The following is a 15611-nucleotide window of genomic DNA, read 5'->3' as shown; positions in this document are numbered from 1 at the left end:
GGTCAGGCTCCGAGGATCCCGACGAGGATCGGCCCGGTGAGCGGGAGCAGGAAGTTCGACAGCGCGTAGGTGATCGTGTAGCCGAGCATCGGCACCGAGCTCTGTGCCACTTGCGTGACCGAGGTGATGGCCGGTGTGGAGCACTGCTGTCCGGCGATGGCGCCGATCAGCAGCGGCTTCTCGATCTTCAGGAGCTTGCGCCCGATGATCAGTGAGATCGTGGCCGGTACGAGGACCATGGCGATCCCGGCGAACGGCAGCAGGGCCCCGTACTCCTTGAGGAGCGGCCAGGCCTGCGGTCCCGAGGTCAGACCGGTGCAGGCGATGAAGACCGCGAGCCCCATGTCCTTGATGGTGGTGGCGGCCTGGGGCGGGAAGGCGCCGAAGGTCTGCCGGCGGGAGCGGAACCAGCCGAAGAGCAGACCCGAGATCAGGCAGCCGCCGCCGGTGCCGAGCGAGAGCGGGACCCCGCCGGCGCGGACGACGATCTGCCCGATGAGGGAGCCGATCGCGATGCCGAGACCGAGGTAGATGAAGTCGGTGGAGTCGTTCTTGGCCACCGTGCCGATCTTCGCCACGATCCGGTTCAGGCCCGAGCGGGCGCCCACGAGGGTGACGACGTCACCGCGCTCGACGACGGTGTCCGGATTGGCGGGCAGGTGCTGCTCGCCGCGGAGCACATCGGTCACGTACACGCCGCTGCGCGCGAACTCGGTGTGGCTGGAGCGGATTTCCTGCAGGGACTTGCCGGCGACCGACTTGTCGGTCATGGCGACCTGGCGGGTGGCCAGCGGGGTGTCCACCCCCGGGATGCCGGGGGTCTCCGGGCCGATGGCCCGGCCCGCCGCGATGGCCTCGGAGCGCCGGCCGACGACGAGGACGAGGTCGGAGAGGAGGAGTTCGAGGTCCGGGGCGGGGGTGAGGTCCTTGGAGCCGCGCCGGACGGCCTCCACGGTGACCCCGCCGTCGAAGGCCGCTTCCAGGTTCCCGACGGTGCGGCCGTCGGCGAGGGTGACCAGGTGGGTGCGCCCGACCAGGCCGGGCACCGCCTCCTGCTCGTCGCTCTCCAGGCCGCCGGCGCCGCCGCCGCGCATCTTCTCCCACAGCTCGCGCGAGGCGTCCGCCAGGTTGACCCGGAGCAGCATCGGCATGATCTGGCTGGTGTAGATGACGATGGTGACCAGGCCGAAGAGGTAGCAGACCGTGTACGCGGTGGCCACGTGGCCCTGGTACGTGGAGATCTGGTCCGCGGTGAGGTCGGGGAGCTTGCCGATCGCCTCGGTGGCGGTGCCGACCACGGCGGATTCGGTGGCCGCGCCGGCCAGGATGCCGGAGGCGGTGCCGACGTCGAGGTCGAAGGCCTTGGCCAGGAAATAGGCGAGGCCGAGCACGCTGACGAGCTCGATGAAGCAGAGCGCGAAGAAGCGCAGGCTCTTGCGGTTGAGGTTGGCGAAGAACTGCGGTCCCGCCATGTAGCCGAGGGCGAAGATGAAGAGCGCGAAGAAGATCGTCTTCACGTCGGCGTCGATCTCGATCTTGGCCCAGGCGCCGAGCAGCAGCGACACGATCAGCGTGCCGCAGATGCCGCCGAGGGTGATCGGGCCGACGCGCACCTTGCCGAGGAGGTAACCGGCCGCGAGGCAGAGGAACAGGGCGAGTTCGGGGTGATCTTGCAGCACACCCATGGGCGATCAGCCGCCCTTGCCGGGCGGCGTGGCGAATTCAGGGCATATGCACATTCCCTCACCCTTGCCCGGTGAGCGCGGATCCGCTCACCGGGCAGGGCCGTTCGTGTGACGGGCCTTGCTACGAACCTTCGAGAGGCTCCGCGGACTGCTCTGCAGACGGCCTTGCGGACGGCTCCGCGGACGGCTCCTCGTACGAGTCCGCGTACAGCCCCTCGATCAGTTCCGCGTACTTCTCCCGGACCACCCGGCGGCGCAGTTTCAGGGACGGGGTCAGCTCCCCCGACTCGGGACCCCATTCCCCGGTCAGCACCCGGTAGCGCTTGATCTGCTCGGTGCGGTTGAGCCGGGCGTTGGCGGCGGCGACGGCCCGGGCGATCTCCTCCCGTACGGCCGGGTGCGCGGCGAGCTCCGCGGGCGTGGCGGCCCCGATGCCGCGGGCCTGCGCCCAGGCCGGGCCGAGCTCGGGATCCAGGACGAGGAGGGCGACGAGGTAGGAGCGGCCGTCGCCGTGTACCAGGGCCTGCCCGATCAGGGGGTGTTCCTTGACGGTGTTCTCCACGAGGGCGGGCGAGACGTTCTTCCCGTTCGAGGTGATGATCAGTTCCTTCTTGCGGTCGGTCAGCCAGAGGAACCCCGCCTCGTCGAGCCGCCCGATGTCCCCCGTCGGGAACCAGCCCGCCTCGTCGGAGGCGCTCTCCACCGAGCCGTCGGGCAGGAGGTAGCCGCCGAAGACCGTCTCCCCGCGCGTGAAGATCTCCCCGTCCTCGGCGATCCTCAGCTCCAGGCCTTCGATCGGGCGGCCCACGGATCCCAGCCGGAAGCCGTCCGGGCTGTTGACCGTGCACACGCCGGAGGTTTCGGTCAGCCCCCACGCGTCCATGATGGTGATCCCCCAGCCCGCCCAGAAGCGGACCACGTCGATCGGCATCGGCGCGGTGGCGCTGGCCGTCCAGACCAGGCGGTCCAGCCCGGCCAGGGTCAGCAGCGGGTCCAGCACCCGTTCCCTGGCCGCGGCGTACGAGGCTTCGAGCGCGGCCGGGACCTCCTCGCCGCGCTCCCGGTGCCCGGCCCGCTCGCGCGCCAGGTCGTTGGCGGCTTCGATGGCGCGGCGCTGCTCCTCGGGCAGCCGCCCGAGCACCGCCCGTACGGAGGCGGCCAGCTTCTCCCACACCCGGGGCACCCCGAAGAACTGCACCGGGTGCAACTCGCGCACCGCGACCGATACGGCGGCCGGGTCGGCGCACAGCCGGACGTGGGCGGCCCGCAGGAGCGGGAGGTAGATGCCGAGGATCCGCTCGGCTATGTGCGCGAAGGGCAGGTAGCACAGGTGCTCGGCGTGCTCGGGCAGCTCGATGTGCCCGTCGAGGCGGACGGACTGGAGCACGATGTTGCGGTGGGTCAGGCGCACCCCCTTGGGGTCGCCGGTGGTGCCCGAGGTGTAGACGACGGTCAGCGGGTCCTCGGAGCGGGACTCCCGCCAGGCCTTCTCGAAGGCCTCGGAGCGGTGCAGGTGGACGCCGCCGGCGTACACGGAGGCGTAGGTCGAGTGGGGGCCCGCTTCGGGGGCCTCGGCCACGACGAGCCGTTCCAGCGGGGTCGCCGGGTCGGCCAGCAGCGGCTCCCACCGCACCAGCTCCCGGGCGCCTTCGACCACGGCGAGCCGGGCCCGGCTGTGGCGGGCTATGTGGGCGATCTGCTCGGGCGCGGAGGTCCCGTACACGGTGACGGGGACGGCGCCGAGGTGGACCAGCGCGAGGTCGGTGAGCCAGTGCTCGGGGCGGTTGCCCATCATCAGCAGGACGTGCTCGCCGCGTTCGACGCCCAGGGCGGCGTATCCGGCGGCGAGGACGGCCACCTTGCGGCGGACGTCCGACCAGCTGAGGGTGGTCCAGGCCGTGCCGTCGGGGCCTTCCCGCCACGAGAGGGCGGGGAGGGCGCCGTGCTCGGCGGCGTTGCGCGCCAGCAGGGCGGGCAGGGTGAGCTCGTCGGGAGGTGCGGGCAGTCGCAGTTTCGTGGGCATGGGCAGCTCCTGGCCGTTTCACATCGTTGGTGCGACAGCAATACTGTTGAACACGAACGGTGGCGATGTAGCTGTGCCGTCTCAGGACGTACTGATCAGAGAGCAAGGCGGAGGGCCCATGACCACCCAGGCACCGGAGCCGGCGTCGCTGACCGTCGACGAACTGGCGGCCAGGGCGGGTGTGACCGTCCGCACCGTACGGTTCTACAGCACCCGCGGGCTTTTGCCCCCTCCCGTGATCGGACCCCGTCGGGTGGGCCGTTACGGCCCGGAGCACCTGTCCCGCCTCGCGCTCATCGAGGAGCTGCAGCACCAGGGCATGACCCTCTCCGCCATCGAGCGCTACCTCGACGCCCTGCCCGACGACCTGAGCGCACACGATCTGGCCATCCACCGCGCGCTGGTGGCGACCTGGGCCCCGGACGCGGCGCTGGACTCCTCGCGCGCGGAGCTGGAGAAGCGGGCGGGGCGGACGCTGTCGGAGACCGACATCCGGCGGCTGACGGCCATGAACGTGCTGGCGCCGACCGCGGAGGGCTTCCGGGTGGACGTGGGGCTGCTGCGGCTCGGGGTCGCGCTGCTCGACGTACCGATCGCCCACGAGACGATCCTGGCCGCGCGCGAGGTGCTGCTCGGGCACGCGCGGACGGCGGCGCACCAGCTGACCGCACTGTTCCGGGACGAGGTGTGGGGACCGTTCACGGAGGGCGAGAGCGATCCGGAGCGGGTGGAGTCGATGAAGGCGCTCTCGGCGCACATGCAGCCGATGGTGGTGCAGGCCCTGGTGACCGCCTTCCAGCGCTCGCTGAAGGAGGAATTGCGGGCTGCTTTCGTCTCCGAACCGGTAGGTTCCGGCCATGGCGATGATCTACAAGACCACCATGAAGCCCGGTAAGACGGAGCTGCTCGCTGCCTGGCTTCCGACGCGGCCGTGGTACGTGTCCACGGGACACGCCCCCGAGATCGACCGCTCGGGCGGCTTCCGGCTCGACGACCCGGAGGGTGAGGTCGGCATCGAGTTCATGGTGCTCACCGACCGCGCGGGCGGCCGGGAAACCGCCTACCTCGTGCCGCTGACCTACCGCGGCGCCCCGCTGGAGGGTGCCGAGGCGGGCCTCGTGGGCATCTCCGAGCACGGGGTGCTCGGCACCCGGTGGATCTACGACGGCTCCCACGACCCGGTGCTCGTCGGCCAGTTGCTCGCACTGCTCCAGGGCCGCGCCGTGGCGCAGGACCAGTGCGACAGCGGGGTGGCCGACCCCTCGGTCACCGCCTGGTGCGAGGGCCCGGTGCTCCCGGCGGCCCTCCTGGGGCGGCCGGAAGTCGCCGATACCGTGCGGGGCACGGAACTGCGCCTGCCGGGCACCCCGGAATCCGGCACGGCACCCGGTACGACGCCCGGCCTTACGCCGAGCGCAACGCTCCGCCTGACGCGCGTCCTGCGGCCCGGGACCGGCGAGCGGGCCGACACCCCCGGGACCGTCGGCCGGCTCACCGCCGGCTGGACCACGCTGGACGGGGCGGCGTACCGGGGCCCCTTCGCAGAGCTGCACGCCGCCGGTCACGCCGCCTCCTGATCCTGCCCCTCGGCGCCGTCAGTCCGCGTACGTCTCCCCCCGCCCGGCCTTCTCCACCAGGGAGGCCGGCGGGGTGAAGCGCTCGCCGTACTTCTCGGCCAGCTCGCGGGCCCGGGCCACGAACCCGGCCGGGCCGCCCTCGTAGCCGTTGATGTACTGGATCACGCCGCCGGTCCAGGCCGGGAAGCCGATCCCCATGATGGAGCCGATGTTGGCGTCGGCGTACGAGGTCAGGACCCCCTCGTCGAAGCAGCGGACGGTGTCCAGCGCCTCGGAGAACAGCATCCGCTCCTTCATGTCCTCGAACGGGATCTGATACCCGTCCTTGGTGAAGTGCTCCCGCAGCCCCGGCCAGATCCCGGCGCGCTTGCCGCTCTCGTCGTACGCGTAGAAGCCGCCGCCCCCGCTGCGCCCGGGGCGCCCGAACTCGTCGACCATCCGGTCGATGACGGTGTCGGCCGGGTGCTCCGGCCAGTCCCGGCCCTCGGCCTCGAAGGCCTTGCGGGTCTCGTTGCGGATCTTGCGGGGCAGCGTGAGGGTCAGCTCGTCCATCAGGGAGAGCACCTTGGCCGGGTACCCGGCCTGGGCCGCGGCCTGCTCGACGGAGGCGGGCTCGATGCCCTCGCCGACCATGGCGACGCCCTCGTTGATGAACTGGCCGATCACCCGCGAGGTGAAGAACCCGCGCGAGTCGTTGACCACGATCGGGGTCTTGTTGATCTGCCGTACGAGGTCGAAGGCTCGGGCGATGGCCTCGTCGCCGGTGCGCTCGCCCTTGATGATCTCGACCAGCGGCATCTTGTCCACGGGCGAGAAGAAGTGCAGGCCGATGAAGTCCGCGGGCCGCGAAACCCCTTCCGCCAGGCCCGTGATGGGCAGCGTGGAGGTGTTGGAGCAGAGCAGCGCGTCGGGGGTCAGGTACTCCTGGATCTCCTGGAACACCTTGTGCTTGAGGCCGGTGTCCTCGAAGACGGCCTCGATGACGGCGTCGCAGCCCGCCACGTCGGCGGGGTCTGCCGTCGGGGTGATCCGGGCGAGCAGCTCGGCGCGCTTGGCCTCGGTGGTGCGGCCCCGGGACAGGGCCTTGTCGAGCAGCTTCTCGGAGTAGGCCTTGCCCTTGGCGGCGGCCTCGGGGGTGACGTCCTTCAGCACCACCTCGATGCCCGCGCGGGCGCAGGAGTAGGCGATGCCGGCGCCCATCATCCCGGCGCCGAGCACGGCCACCTTGGCGACCTCGCGCGGGGCCACGCCCTGCGGGCGGCTGCGGCCGGCGTTGACGGCCTGGAGGTCGAAGAAGAACGCCTGGATCATGTTCTTGGCGGTCTGTCCGGTGACCAGCTCGGTGAAGTAGCGGGCCTCGATGGTCAGCGCGGTGTCGAAGTCCACCTGGGCGCCTTCGACGGCGCAGGCCAGGATGTTGCGCGGGGCCGGGTACGGGGCTCCGTTCAGCTGCTTCTTCAAGTTGGCGGGGAACGCCGGGAGGTTGGCGGCGAACCGCGGGTTGGACGGGGTACCGCCCGGGATCCGGTAGCCCGGGACGTCCCAGGGCTGCTGAGACTCGGGGTTCGCGTCGATGAAGGCGTGCGCCTTGGCGAGCATCTCCTCGGGCGTGGCGGCCAGTTCGTGCACCAGGCCGTTGGCCAGGGCGCGCTGGGGGTTGTACTGGGTCCCCTGCAGCAGCACCTTGAGGAGCGCGTCGGCGATGCCCATCAGGCGGACGGTCCGGGTGACACCGCCGCCGGCCGGGAGCAGGCCGAGGGTGACCTCGGGCAGGCCGATCTTGGAGCCGGGGGCGTCGAGGGCCACCCGGTGGTGGGAGGCCAGGCAGATCTCGTAACCGCCGCCGAGGGCCGTGCCGTTGATGGCGGCGACGACGGGCTTGCCGAGGGTCTCGATGCGGCGCAGCGAGGCCTTGATGGCGGTGCCGGTGTCGAAGGCCAGCTGCGCGTGCTCGGGGCGCAGCCGGATCATGTCCTTGAGGTCGCCGCCCGCGAAGAAGGTCTTCTTGGCGGAGGTGAAGATGATCCCGCGGATGGACTCCTTCTCGGCCTCGGCGCGGTCCGCGATGGCGGCGATGGAGTCCTTGAAGGCCTGGTTCATCGTGTTGGCGGACTGGTTCGGGTCGTCGAGGACCAGGGTGACGACGCCGGTCTCGTCCTGTTCCCAGCGGATCGTGGTGGACTCGCTCATGTTCGCAACTTCCGTGTCAGGGGTGGGATCAGGGATCGGGGATCAGGACGAGTCAGAGGCGTTCGACGATGGTGGCGACGCCCATGCCGCCGCCGACGCAGAGGGTGACGAGGCCGTAGCGCTTGTCCTGGCGCTCCAGTTCGTCGACGACGGTGCCGAGGATCATCGCGCCGGTGGCACCGAGCGGGTGGCCGAGCGCGATGGCGCCGCCGTTGACGTTGACCTTGTCCAGGGAGACGCCCATGTCCTTGACGAAGCGGAGCACGACGCCGGCGAAGGCCTCGTTGATCTCGATGAGGTCGATGTCGTCGATGGTCAGGCCGGCCTTGGCGAGGGCCTTGCGGGTGGCCGGGGCGGGGCCGGTGAGCATGATGGTGGGCTCGGAGCCGGAGACGGCCGCCGAGACGATCCGGGCCCGGGGCGTCAGCCCGTTGCGCTCACCCGCCTCGCGGGAGCCGATCGCGACGAGGGAGGCGCCGTCGACGATGCCGGAGGAGTTGCCGGCGTGGTGGACGTGGTCGATCTTCTCTACCCAGTGGTACTTCTGCAGGGCGACGGCGTCGAAGCCGCCGAGGTCGCCGATGTCCGCGAAGGAGGGCTTCAGCCGGGCGAGGGTGTCGGCGGTGGTGCCGGGGCGGACGAACTCGTCGTGGTCCAGGACCACCAGGCCGTTGCGGTCGGTGACCGGGACGATCGACTTGGCGAAGCGGCCGTCCTTGATGGCGGCGGCGGCCCGCTCCTGGGACAGGGCGGCGTACTCGTCCACGTCGCGCCGGGAGAAGCCCTCGATCGTGGCGATCAGGTCGGCGCCGATGCCCTGCGGCACGAAGTCGGTGTTCCAGCCGGTCATCGGGTCGTTGAACCAGGCTCCGCCGTCCGAGGCCATCGGGACGCGGGACATCGACTCCACGCCACCCGCGAGGACCAGGTCCTCCCAGCCGGAACGGACCTTCGCGGCGGCCATGTTCACGGCTTCGAGGCCCGAGGCGCAGAAGCGGTTCTCCTGGACGCCCGCCACGGTGTCCGGCAGCCCGGCGGCGATCGCCGCGATCCGGGCGATGTCGGAACCCTGGTCGCCGACCGGGCTCACGACGCCGAGCACGATGTCGTCGATGGTGCCCGGGTCCAGGCCGGGGTTGCGCTCGCGCAGGGCGTGGATGAGGCCGACGACCAGGTCGATCGGCTTGGTGCCGTGCAGGGAGCCGCTGGCCTTTCCTCGGCCGCGCGGCGTGCGGATCGCGTCGTATACGTACGCTTCGGTGCTCACTGGTCAAGCCTTTCGGGGGTGCGGAGGCAGGGGGAAGGTCGGGGGCGGCGGCCGGGAGGTCGGGCCGGCCGGGAGGTCAGGCCAGGCCGGGAGGTCAGGCCAGGCCGGGAGGTCAGGCCAGGCCGGGCCGGCAGCGGGGTCAGGCCAGCAGGGAGCGGCCGATGATCTCCTTCATGATCTCGGTCGTACCGCCGTAGATGGTCTGGATGCGGCCGTCGGTGAAGGCCCGCGCGACCCGGTACTCGGTCATGTACCCGTACCCGCCGTGCAGTTGCAGGCAGCGGTCGGCGACCCGCTTCTGGAGTTCGGTGGCCCACCACTTCGCCATCGAGGCGTGGACGTGGTCCAGTTCCCCGTTGGAGTGGTCGGTGATGCAGCGGTCGAGGAAGGTACGGGTGACCGCGCACTCGGTGGCCATCTCCGCGATCTCGAAGCGGACGTGCTGGAGCTTGGAGAGCGGCCGCCCGAAGGCCTCGCGCTCCTTCACGTACTGCGTGGTGATCTCCAGCAGGTACTCGGCGGCGGCGATGCCCGCCATCGCGATGCCCATCCGCTCCTGCGCGAGGTTGGTCATCAGGTGGACGAAGGCACCGTTCAGTTCGCCGAGCAGGTTCTCCTTGGGGACGCGCACGTCGTTGAAGAACAGCTCGGCGGTGTCCTGGGCCTTCTGGCCGATCTTGTCGAGGTTGCGGCCGCGCTCGAAGCCCTCCGTGCCGCGCTCCACGACCAGCAGCGACATCCCGTGCGCCCCGCCCTCGGGGGTGGTCTTCGCGACCACCACGACCAGGTCGGCGAGGATCCCGTTGGAGATGAAGGTCTTGGAGCCGTTCAGCACCCAGTGGTCGCCCGCGTCCTCGGCGGTGGTCCGGATGCCCTGGAGGTCGGAGCCCGCGCCCGGCTCGGTCATCGCGATCGCGGTGATGATCTCGCCGGAGCAGAAGCCGGGCAGCCAGCGGCGCTTCTGCTCCTCGGTGGCCAGCGAGGTCAGGTACGGCCCGATGATGTCGTTGTGCAGGCCGATGGCGAGCCCGGCGGCGCCCGCCCGGGTGAACTCCTCGGCGATCACCGCCGCGTACCGGAAGTCGGTGTTCCCGCCGCCCCCGTACTCCTCCGGGACGGCCAGGCCCAGCAGCCCCTGCCGGCCGGCGGCCCGCCAGGCCTCGCGGCTGACGATCCCGTCCTTCTCCCACTGCTCGTAGTGCGGCAGCACCTCCTTGCTCAGGAAGGTGCGGACGGTCTCGCGGAACGCCTCGTGATCGGCGTCGAAGATCCGGCGTTTCATGAAAGGGGCCTCCTGGAGCCGGTTCGTGACGGTTTCTCGGGCATCGGCTTCTCGGGCATCGGCTTCTCGGGCATCGGCGGAGGTTCCGTCGGCGGGAGGTCCATCAGGCGTCGGGCTCCTTCCCCAGCAGCCCCGGTACGCCCCAGTCGGCCGCCACGGACTCCGTGTGCGCGCCCGGCAGCGCGGGGCTGCCCACGGCGCCGGCCGGGGTCGCCGAGAAGCGGGGCGCGGGGGCGGGCTGGGTGATCCCGGCGGCCTCGACGAAGGTGCCCCGGGCGGCCAGGTGCGGGTGGTGCGGGGCCTCGCGCAGCGAGAGCACGGGCGCCACGCAGGCGTCGGTGCCCGCGAAGACGGCCGTCCATTCCTCGCGGGTACGGGACTTGAAGCGCGCGGCGACGGCCTCGCGGAGCTCGCCCCAGCGGGCCAGGTCCTTGCGGGCGGGGGCCTGGTCCTTGATGCCGAGGAGTTCCACGAAGGTGTCGTAGAACTGCTGCTCCAGGGCGCCGACCGCCATGTGGCCGCCGTCGGAGGTCTCGTAGCTGCCGTAGAAGGGGCAGCCGCCGTCGAGGAGGTTGGCCCCGCGCCGGTCCTGCCAGCCGCCGGCCGCCATCATCCCGTGGATCATGGCGGTGAGGTGCGCGGTCCCGTCGACGATGGCCGCGTCGACGACCTGGCCGGTGCCGCCGGGGGTGCGGGCGTGCTGGAGGGCGGCGAGGACGCCGATGACGAGGTAGAGCGAGCCGCCCGCGTAGTCGCCGACCAGGTTGGCGGGGACGGCCGGGGGCTCGCCCGGGTTGCCGATCATGCCGAGGGCGCCGGTGACGGCGATGTACGCGATGTCGTGCCCGGCGGTGTGGGCGAGCGGGCCGTCCTGGCCCCAGCCGGTCATCCGTCCGTAGACGAGCCGGGGGTTGCGGGCGTGGCAGTCGGCCGGGCCCACGCCGAGCCGTTCGGCGACCCCCGGGCGGAAGCCCTCGATGAGCACGTCGGCGCGCTCGACCAGGTCCAGGACGCGGGCCGGGCCGTCGGCGGACTTCAGGTCGACGAGGACGGAGCGCTTGCTGCGGTTGGTGATGTCGTAGGCCGGGTTCACGGCCAGCCCGCCGCCGCCGGGCCGGTCCACGCGCACCACGTCGGCGCCCAGGTCGGCGAGGAGCATGGCGGCGAACGGGCCCGGCCCGATGCCCGCCAGCTCGACGACGCGCACGCCCGCGAGCGGGCCGCCGCCGCTTCCGGGCGCGCTCCCCGTCACGTTCCCTGTCACTGCCATCGAGCCCCCAGCATCCGGTGGCACCACTGCCGCCACTGTGTGACACAACTGATGTAACACCAGTGATGCTAGGAACCTGTTCCACCGAACACAAGAGCAAGCGCTTAGCCGGTTGGGGCGTTTCCCGCCGCGCCGGGTCCGGCGGTCCGCGCGTCGAGCTCCTTGAGGTCCCGCTTGAGCGCGACGGTCCGGTAGCTCTCCTCCACCCATTCGCACAGCACCTCGGCCGAGGGCGCCCCCTTCTCCCCCAGCGGTACGGAGACCCAGCCGGCCCTGCCCAGTCCGTAGCCGGTCGGCTCCGCGCCGGGCGCGGTCATGGCGTGGCCGTGCAGGGCCTCGTCCTTGAGCTTCACGGAGATCCCGGGCGAGGGGCCGTCGGTGTTCCCCAGGAAGAGGAAGATCTTCTTGTTGACCTTCACGACGCAGTCCTCAGGACCCCACGGGAACTCCTCGCGCGCCTGGGGCAGCCCCAGGGCGAACTCCCGCACCGCTTCCCACTTGCGCACCGCATCCTTCACGCGGACCTCCACTCACCGCGGGCCTCACCCGCTCGCACGGACGGTTCCCTCCCACGCTAGACCGGCCGACGGCGAGGAGGCCGGAGGAATCGGACCACGGGCCCCAATCAGTGCAAACGCAAACAGATAAACCCAGGTGATCCACCGGCCGGGGGTTAGGTAGGCTGAGCGGGCTTTCAGCCTTGTTGAAGGGCTCACAGACATTTGGGGGGGCTCGGTGTCTCATCGCCGACTCGTAGCATCCGCGACCATCCTCGCGGCAGGCATTTCTCTCATACCGGGGCTGGCGAACGCCGCCGACTCCGAGCCGGGCAAGGTGCAGGGGGTATCCAAGCCCGATCTGGACTCGGCCATCGAGGCCAAGACCACCAAGTTCGACAGCCCGGCCGCCCACTCGGTCAAGGTCCCGGTCGCCGGCAAGGGCAAGACGGCCGGCAAGCTGGCGGCCTCCGAGGGCAACCCGGACCTCGCGGTGGCCCTGCACGGCACCACCTTCAACGCGCACTCGCTCGAACTGAGCATGGGCGTCACGAGCGCGGACGTCGACGTCGAGCTCACCATCGACTGGGGCGACGGCACCTCCGGCACGGCAAACGCCCACGGCACCGAAGCGGCGCACGTGGAGCACGTGTACCGCGAGGTCGGCACGTACACGGTCAAGGTGAAGGTGACCGACGCCGTCAACGGCGTCTCCGCCGAGAACTCCGTCACCGTCACCACCGAGGGTTCGGACTTCACCCCGTACACCCCGACCCGCCTGCTGGACACCCGTGTCGCCAAGGCCCCGGTCCTCGGCTACAAGTCCGCGCGGGTCAAGGTCGGCGGCTTCGGCACCATCCCGGCCGGTGTGACCGCGGTGGCCCTGAACGTCACCGTCACCAACACCTTCAGCCCCGGCCACATCACCGCCTTCGCCTCGGGCACCGAGCGTCCGACGACCTCGAACCTCAACTTCGAGCCCGGCCAGACGGTCCCCAACCAGGTCATCGTCCCGGTCGGCGCCGACGGCTACGTCGAGCTCTACAACGGCACCTGGCTGGGAGTCGACCTGATCGCCGACATCACCGGCTACTTCACCCAGTCCGCCTCCAGCGGCTACACCGCGCTCGCCCCGGAGCGCCACGTCGACACCCGCGAGGGTCTCGGCACCCGCAAGGGCCAGGTCCCCGGCTACGGGACCATCACCACCAAGATCGCGGGCAACCGCGGCGTCCCCGCCGGCGCCAAGGCCGTGGCGCTCAACGTGACGGTCACCAACCCGCGGAGCGACGGCCACCTGACCGTCTTCCCCGCCGGCAAGGCCGCGCCGAACGCGTCCAACCTCAACTTCACCACGGGCCAGACCATCGCCAACTCGGTGATCGTCCCGGTCGGCACCGACGGCAAGATCAGCCTCCGCAACGGCGGCTGGAACCCGGCCGACGTGATCGTCGACGTCGTCGGCTACTACAGCCCCGACAGCGTCAGCGCGTACCTCCCCTTCGCGCCGGAGCGCGTGAAGGACACCCGCGAGAACAAGAAGCCGCTGCCCGGCCGCTACTACAGCGCGCTCGGACTCGGCGACGGCTACCCGAACACCACGGGCTTCGTGCTGAACACCACGGTGACCAACACCAAGGGTGCCGGTTTCCTCGCGGTCGCCCCGGACCCGAACACCATCGCGGACTACGACAACGGGACCAACGTCCCCGTGCCGATCCCGACCTCGTCGAACCTGAACTTCACCGCGAACAAGACCGTCCCGAACCTGGTTCAGGCGGGTCGCGGCAACACGGGTGTCCTCGACTTCTTCAACTGGAGCGACGCCGACATCGACCTCATCGTCGACATCTTCGGCATCTACATGGACAACTGATCCGCCGGTGGGCACCGGCGGCGGCCCGACGAGGCCGTCCTCCGTGCCCACCGTGGATCACGGTGCCCCGGGAGCACGGCCGTCCAGGCCGTCTCCCGGGGCACCTCCGCCGCACACCGGGCCAGGGAGGGTCCGTACGTGCGGCCACCCGCGGGCCAAGGAGGCCCGGCGGGCTCTCCGGTCCTGCTCAAGGGCCGGCAGACCTACGACATTGGGGGGGCTCGGTGTCTCATCGGCGACTCGTAGCATCCGCGACCATCCTCGCGGCAGGCATGTCTCTCATTCCGGGGCTGGCCCACGCGGCCGACCCCGCACCGGCCAAGGGCAACGGGCTCGAAGCGCCCGACGTGGAGCAGGACCTGGCCGAGGCGAGGGGCTCCAAGTCCTTCGCCAGCTCCGCCGACCGCACCCAGCCGGCCGCCCGCAAGGGCAAGGCCGCCGGATCCGCGCAGGCGAAGGCCGCCGATCCGGAGTACAAGGTCGGGCTGAAGGCCGAGACCACCAGTGCCCACGGCCTCGCCCTGACGTCCGAGATCTCGGCCGAGGCCGGCCAGGCCCTCACCGTCACCATCGACTGGGGCGACCAGGGGAACACGGACACCTACGACGCGTCCGGTTCCGGTGCGGAGACCAAGCCGCACACCTATGCCGAGGTGGGCACGTACGTCGTCACCGTCAACGTCGCGGACACCGCCACCGGCACCTCCGTCAAGAACACGGTCACGGTCACGACGGACGGGTCCGAGTTCACCCCGTACAACCCGACCCGCCTGCTGGACACCCGTGACGGCACGGGCGCCCCGAAGGCCGCCAAGGTCGCCCCGTACAGCTCCGCGCGGGTCAAGGTCGGCGGCTACGGCAAGATCCCCGCCGGTGTGACCGCGGTGGCCCTCAACGTCACCGTCACCAACACCAACAGCGGCGGCCACGTCACCGCCTTCGCCGCGGGCACCACCCGCCCGACGACCTCGAACCTCAACTACGAGCCCGGCCAGACGGTCCCCAACCTGGCCATCGTCCCGGTCGGCGCCGACGGCTACGTCGAGCTCTACAACGGCGGCTGGGAGTCGGTCGACCTGATCGCCGACGTCACCGGCTACTTCACCCGGTCCGCCGCCAGCGGCTACACGGCGATCGACCCCGCGCGCCACGTGGACACCCGCACGGGTCTCGGCTTCCGCAAGGGCCAGATCGCCGGCTACGGCACCTTCAGCGCCACCATCGCGGGCGCCGGCTACGTCCCCTACGGGGCCACCGCGGTCGCGCTCAACGTGACGGTGACCAACCCGAAGGACGCCGGCCACCTGACCGTCTACCCGAGCGGCAAGGCCGCCCCCACCTCGTCCAACCTGAACTTCAGCGGCGGCCAGACCATCGCCAACTCGGTGATCGTTCCCATCGGCGCCGACGGCAAGATCAAGATCCGCAACGGCAGCTGGAAGGGCATCGACGTCATCATCGACGTCGTCGGCTACTACAGCCCCGCCAGCCAGGCCGCGTACGTGCCGTTCCAGCCGTTCCGCCGGATCGACACCCGCGACCCCAAGCTGTGGAAGTACGGACCGCTGCAGGGCCGCTGGTACATCTACATGAAGATGAGCACGGCGTACCCGAGCGTCAAGGCCTTCGTCATGAACACCACGGTGACCAACCCCAAGGACACCGGCTTCCTCGCGGTCGCGCCGGACCCGAACTCGAAGGAGGCCTACGACGGGGGCTGGGCGTCCGCGCCCGGCGCTCCCAGCTCGTCGACGCTGAACTTCACGCCCGGCAAGACCGTCCCGAACCTGGTCCAGGCGAGCACCGGCTACAACGGCATCGTCGACGTCTTCAACCAGAGCGACCGCAACATCGACGTCATCGTCGACGTCTTCGGCCTCTACGACGACTTCTGATCCCCGCCGAGCGGTGAACGCGGCCCGCACCGGCCGCACACGGCGCCCC

Annotated in this window: 11 protein-coding genes; 4 read left to right on the top strand and 7 right to left on the bottom strand. The window is 70.9% G+C overall.

From position 1 onward, the window contains the following. Window positions 1-2: 2 nt before the first annotated feature. Together aspT and ACFWNV_RS28900 are read right to left on the bottom strand one after the other, a co-directional pair. Window positions 3-1685 carry an aspartate-alanine antiporter gene (aspT, locus tag ACFWNV_RS28905; protein WP_383952698.1) on the bottom strand — a complete coding sequence of 561 codons (1683 nt, stop codon included), beginning with the start codon at window positions 1683-1685 and terminating at the stop codon, window positions 3-5. Between the two features lie 121 nt (window positions 1686-1806). Continuing rightward, window positions 1807-3708 carry an AMP-dependent synthetase/ligase gene (locus tag ACFWNV_RS28900; RefSeq protein ID WP_383952696.1) on the bottom strand — a complete coding sequence of 634 codons (1902 nt, stop codon included), beginning with the start codon at window positions 3706-3708 and terminating at the stop codon, window positions 1807-1809. Window positions 3709-3826: 118 nt separating this feature from the next. On the opposite strand from ACFWNV_RS28900, the gene ACFWNV_RS28895 reads away from it, so the two are divergent. Beyond that, window positions 3827-4603: a MerR family transcriptional regulator gene (locus tag ACFWNV_RS28895; protein WP_383952694.1), complete on the top strand. Its 777-nt coding sequence runs from the start codon at window positions 3827-3829 to the stop codon at window positions 4601-4603. Further along, a complete protein-coding gene (locus ACFWNV_RS28890; protein ID WP_383952692.1) occupies window positions 4566-5285 on the top strand; it encodes a 1,4-alpha-glucan branching protein in 720 nt (239 codons plus the stop codon). Before ACFWNV_RS28895 ends, ACFWNV_RS28890 begins: the two co-directional genes overlap by 38 nt. An 18-nt stretch (window positions 5286-5303) precedes the next feature. On the opposite strand, the gene ACFWNV_RS28885 is transcribed toward ACFWNV_RS28890, so the two are convergent. The 5 genes from ACFWNV_RS28885 to ACFWNV_RS28865 all read right to left on the bottom strand — a co-directional run bounded on the left by ACFWNV_RS28885 (window position 5304) and on the right by ACFWNV_RS28865 (window position 11812). Beyond that, entirely contained in the window at window positions 5304-7475 is a 2172-nt protein-coding gene (locus tag ACFWNV_RS28885) for a 3-hydroxyacyl-CoA dehydrogenase NAD-binding domain-containing protein (protein WP_383952690.1), read from the bottom strand. 52 nt (window positions 7476-7527) lie between these two features. Then, window positions 7528-8742, bottom strand: coding sequence for an acetyl-CoA C-acetyltransferase (locus ACFWNV_RS28880; protein ID WP_383952688.1), 1215 nt, complete (start codon window positions 8740-8742; stop codon window positions 7528-7530). Window positions 8743-8881: 139 nt separating this feature from the next. Then, the gene (locus tag ACFWNV_RS28875) at window positions 8882-10024 is read right to left on the bottom strand and encodes an acyl-CoA dehydrogenase family protein (RefSeq protein ID WP_383952686.1); all 1143 of its coding nucleotides are present in this window, start codon (window positions 10022-10024) and stop codon (window positions 8882-8884) included. Window positions 10025-10127: 103 nt separating this feature from the next. After that, complete coding sequence (locus ACFWNV_RS28870) at window positions 10128-11294, bottom strand: CaiB/BaiF CoA transferase family protein (RefSeq protein ID WP_383952684.1); 1167 nt, start codon at window positions 11292-11294, stop codon at window positions 10128-10130. 104 nt (window positions 11295-11398) lie between these two features. Continuing rightward, window positions 11399-11812 carry an MmcQ/YjbR family DNA-binding protein gene (locus ACFWNV_RS28865; RefSeq protein ID WP_383952681.1) on the bottom strand — a complete coding sequence of 138 codons (414 nt, stop codon included), beginning with the start codon at window positions 11810-11812 and terminating at the stop codon, window positions 11399-11401. A 217-nt stretch (window positions 11813-12029) separates the two neighbouring features. On the opposite strand from ACFWNV_RS28865, the gene ACFWNV_RS28860 reads away from it, so the two are divergent. Beyond that, on the top strand, window positions 12030-13667 hold the full coding sequence (locus ACFWNV_RS28860) for a PKD domain-containing protein (protein WP_383952679.1): 1638 nt from the start codon (window positions 12030-12032) through the stop codon (window positions 13665-13667). 272 nt (window positions 13668-13939) lie between these two features. Further along, window positions 13940-15562 carry a hypothetical protein gene (locus tag ACFWNV_RS28855; RefSeq protein ID WP_383952677.1) on the top strand — a complete coding sequence of 541 codons (1623 nt, stop codon included), beginning with the start codon at window positions 13940-13942 and terminating at the stop codon, window positions 15560-15562. Window positions 15563-15611 lie beyond the last annotated feature (49 nt).

It is taken from the genome of Streptomyces sp. NPDC058401 (genome assembly GCF_042722885.1).
In the GTDB taxonomy this organism is placed as follows: Bacteria; Actinomycetota; Actinomycetes; order Streptomycetales; family Streptomycetaceae; genus Streptomyces.
The sequence above is the reverse complement of the archived record's forward strand: the minus strand, read 5'-3'. Positions and strand labels throughout refer to the sequence as shown.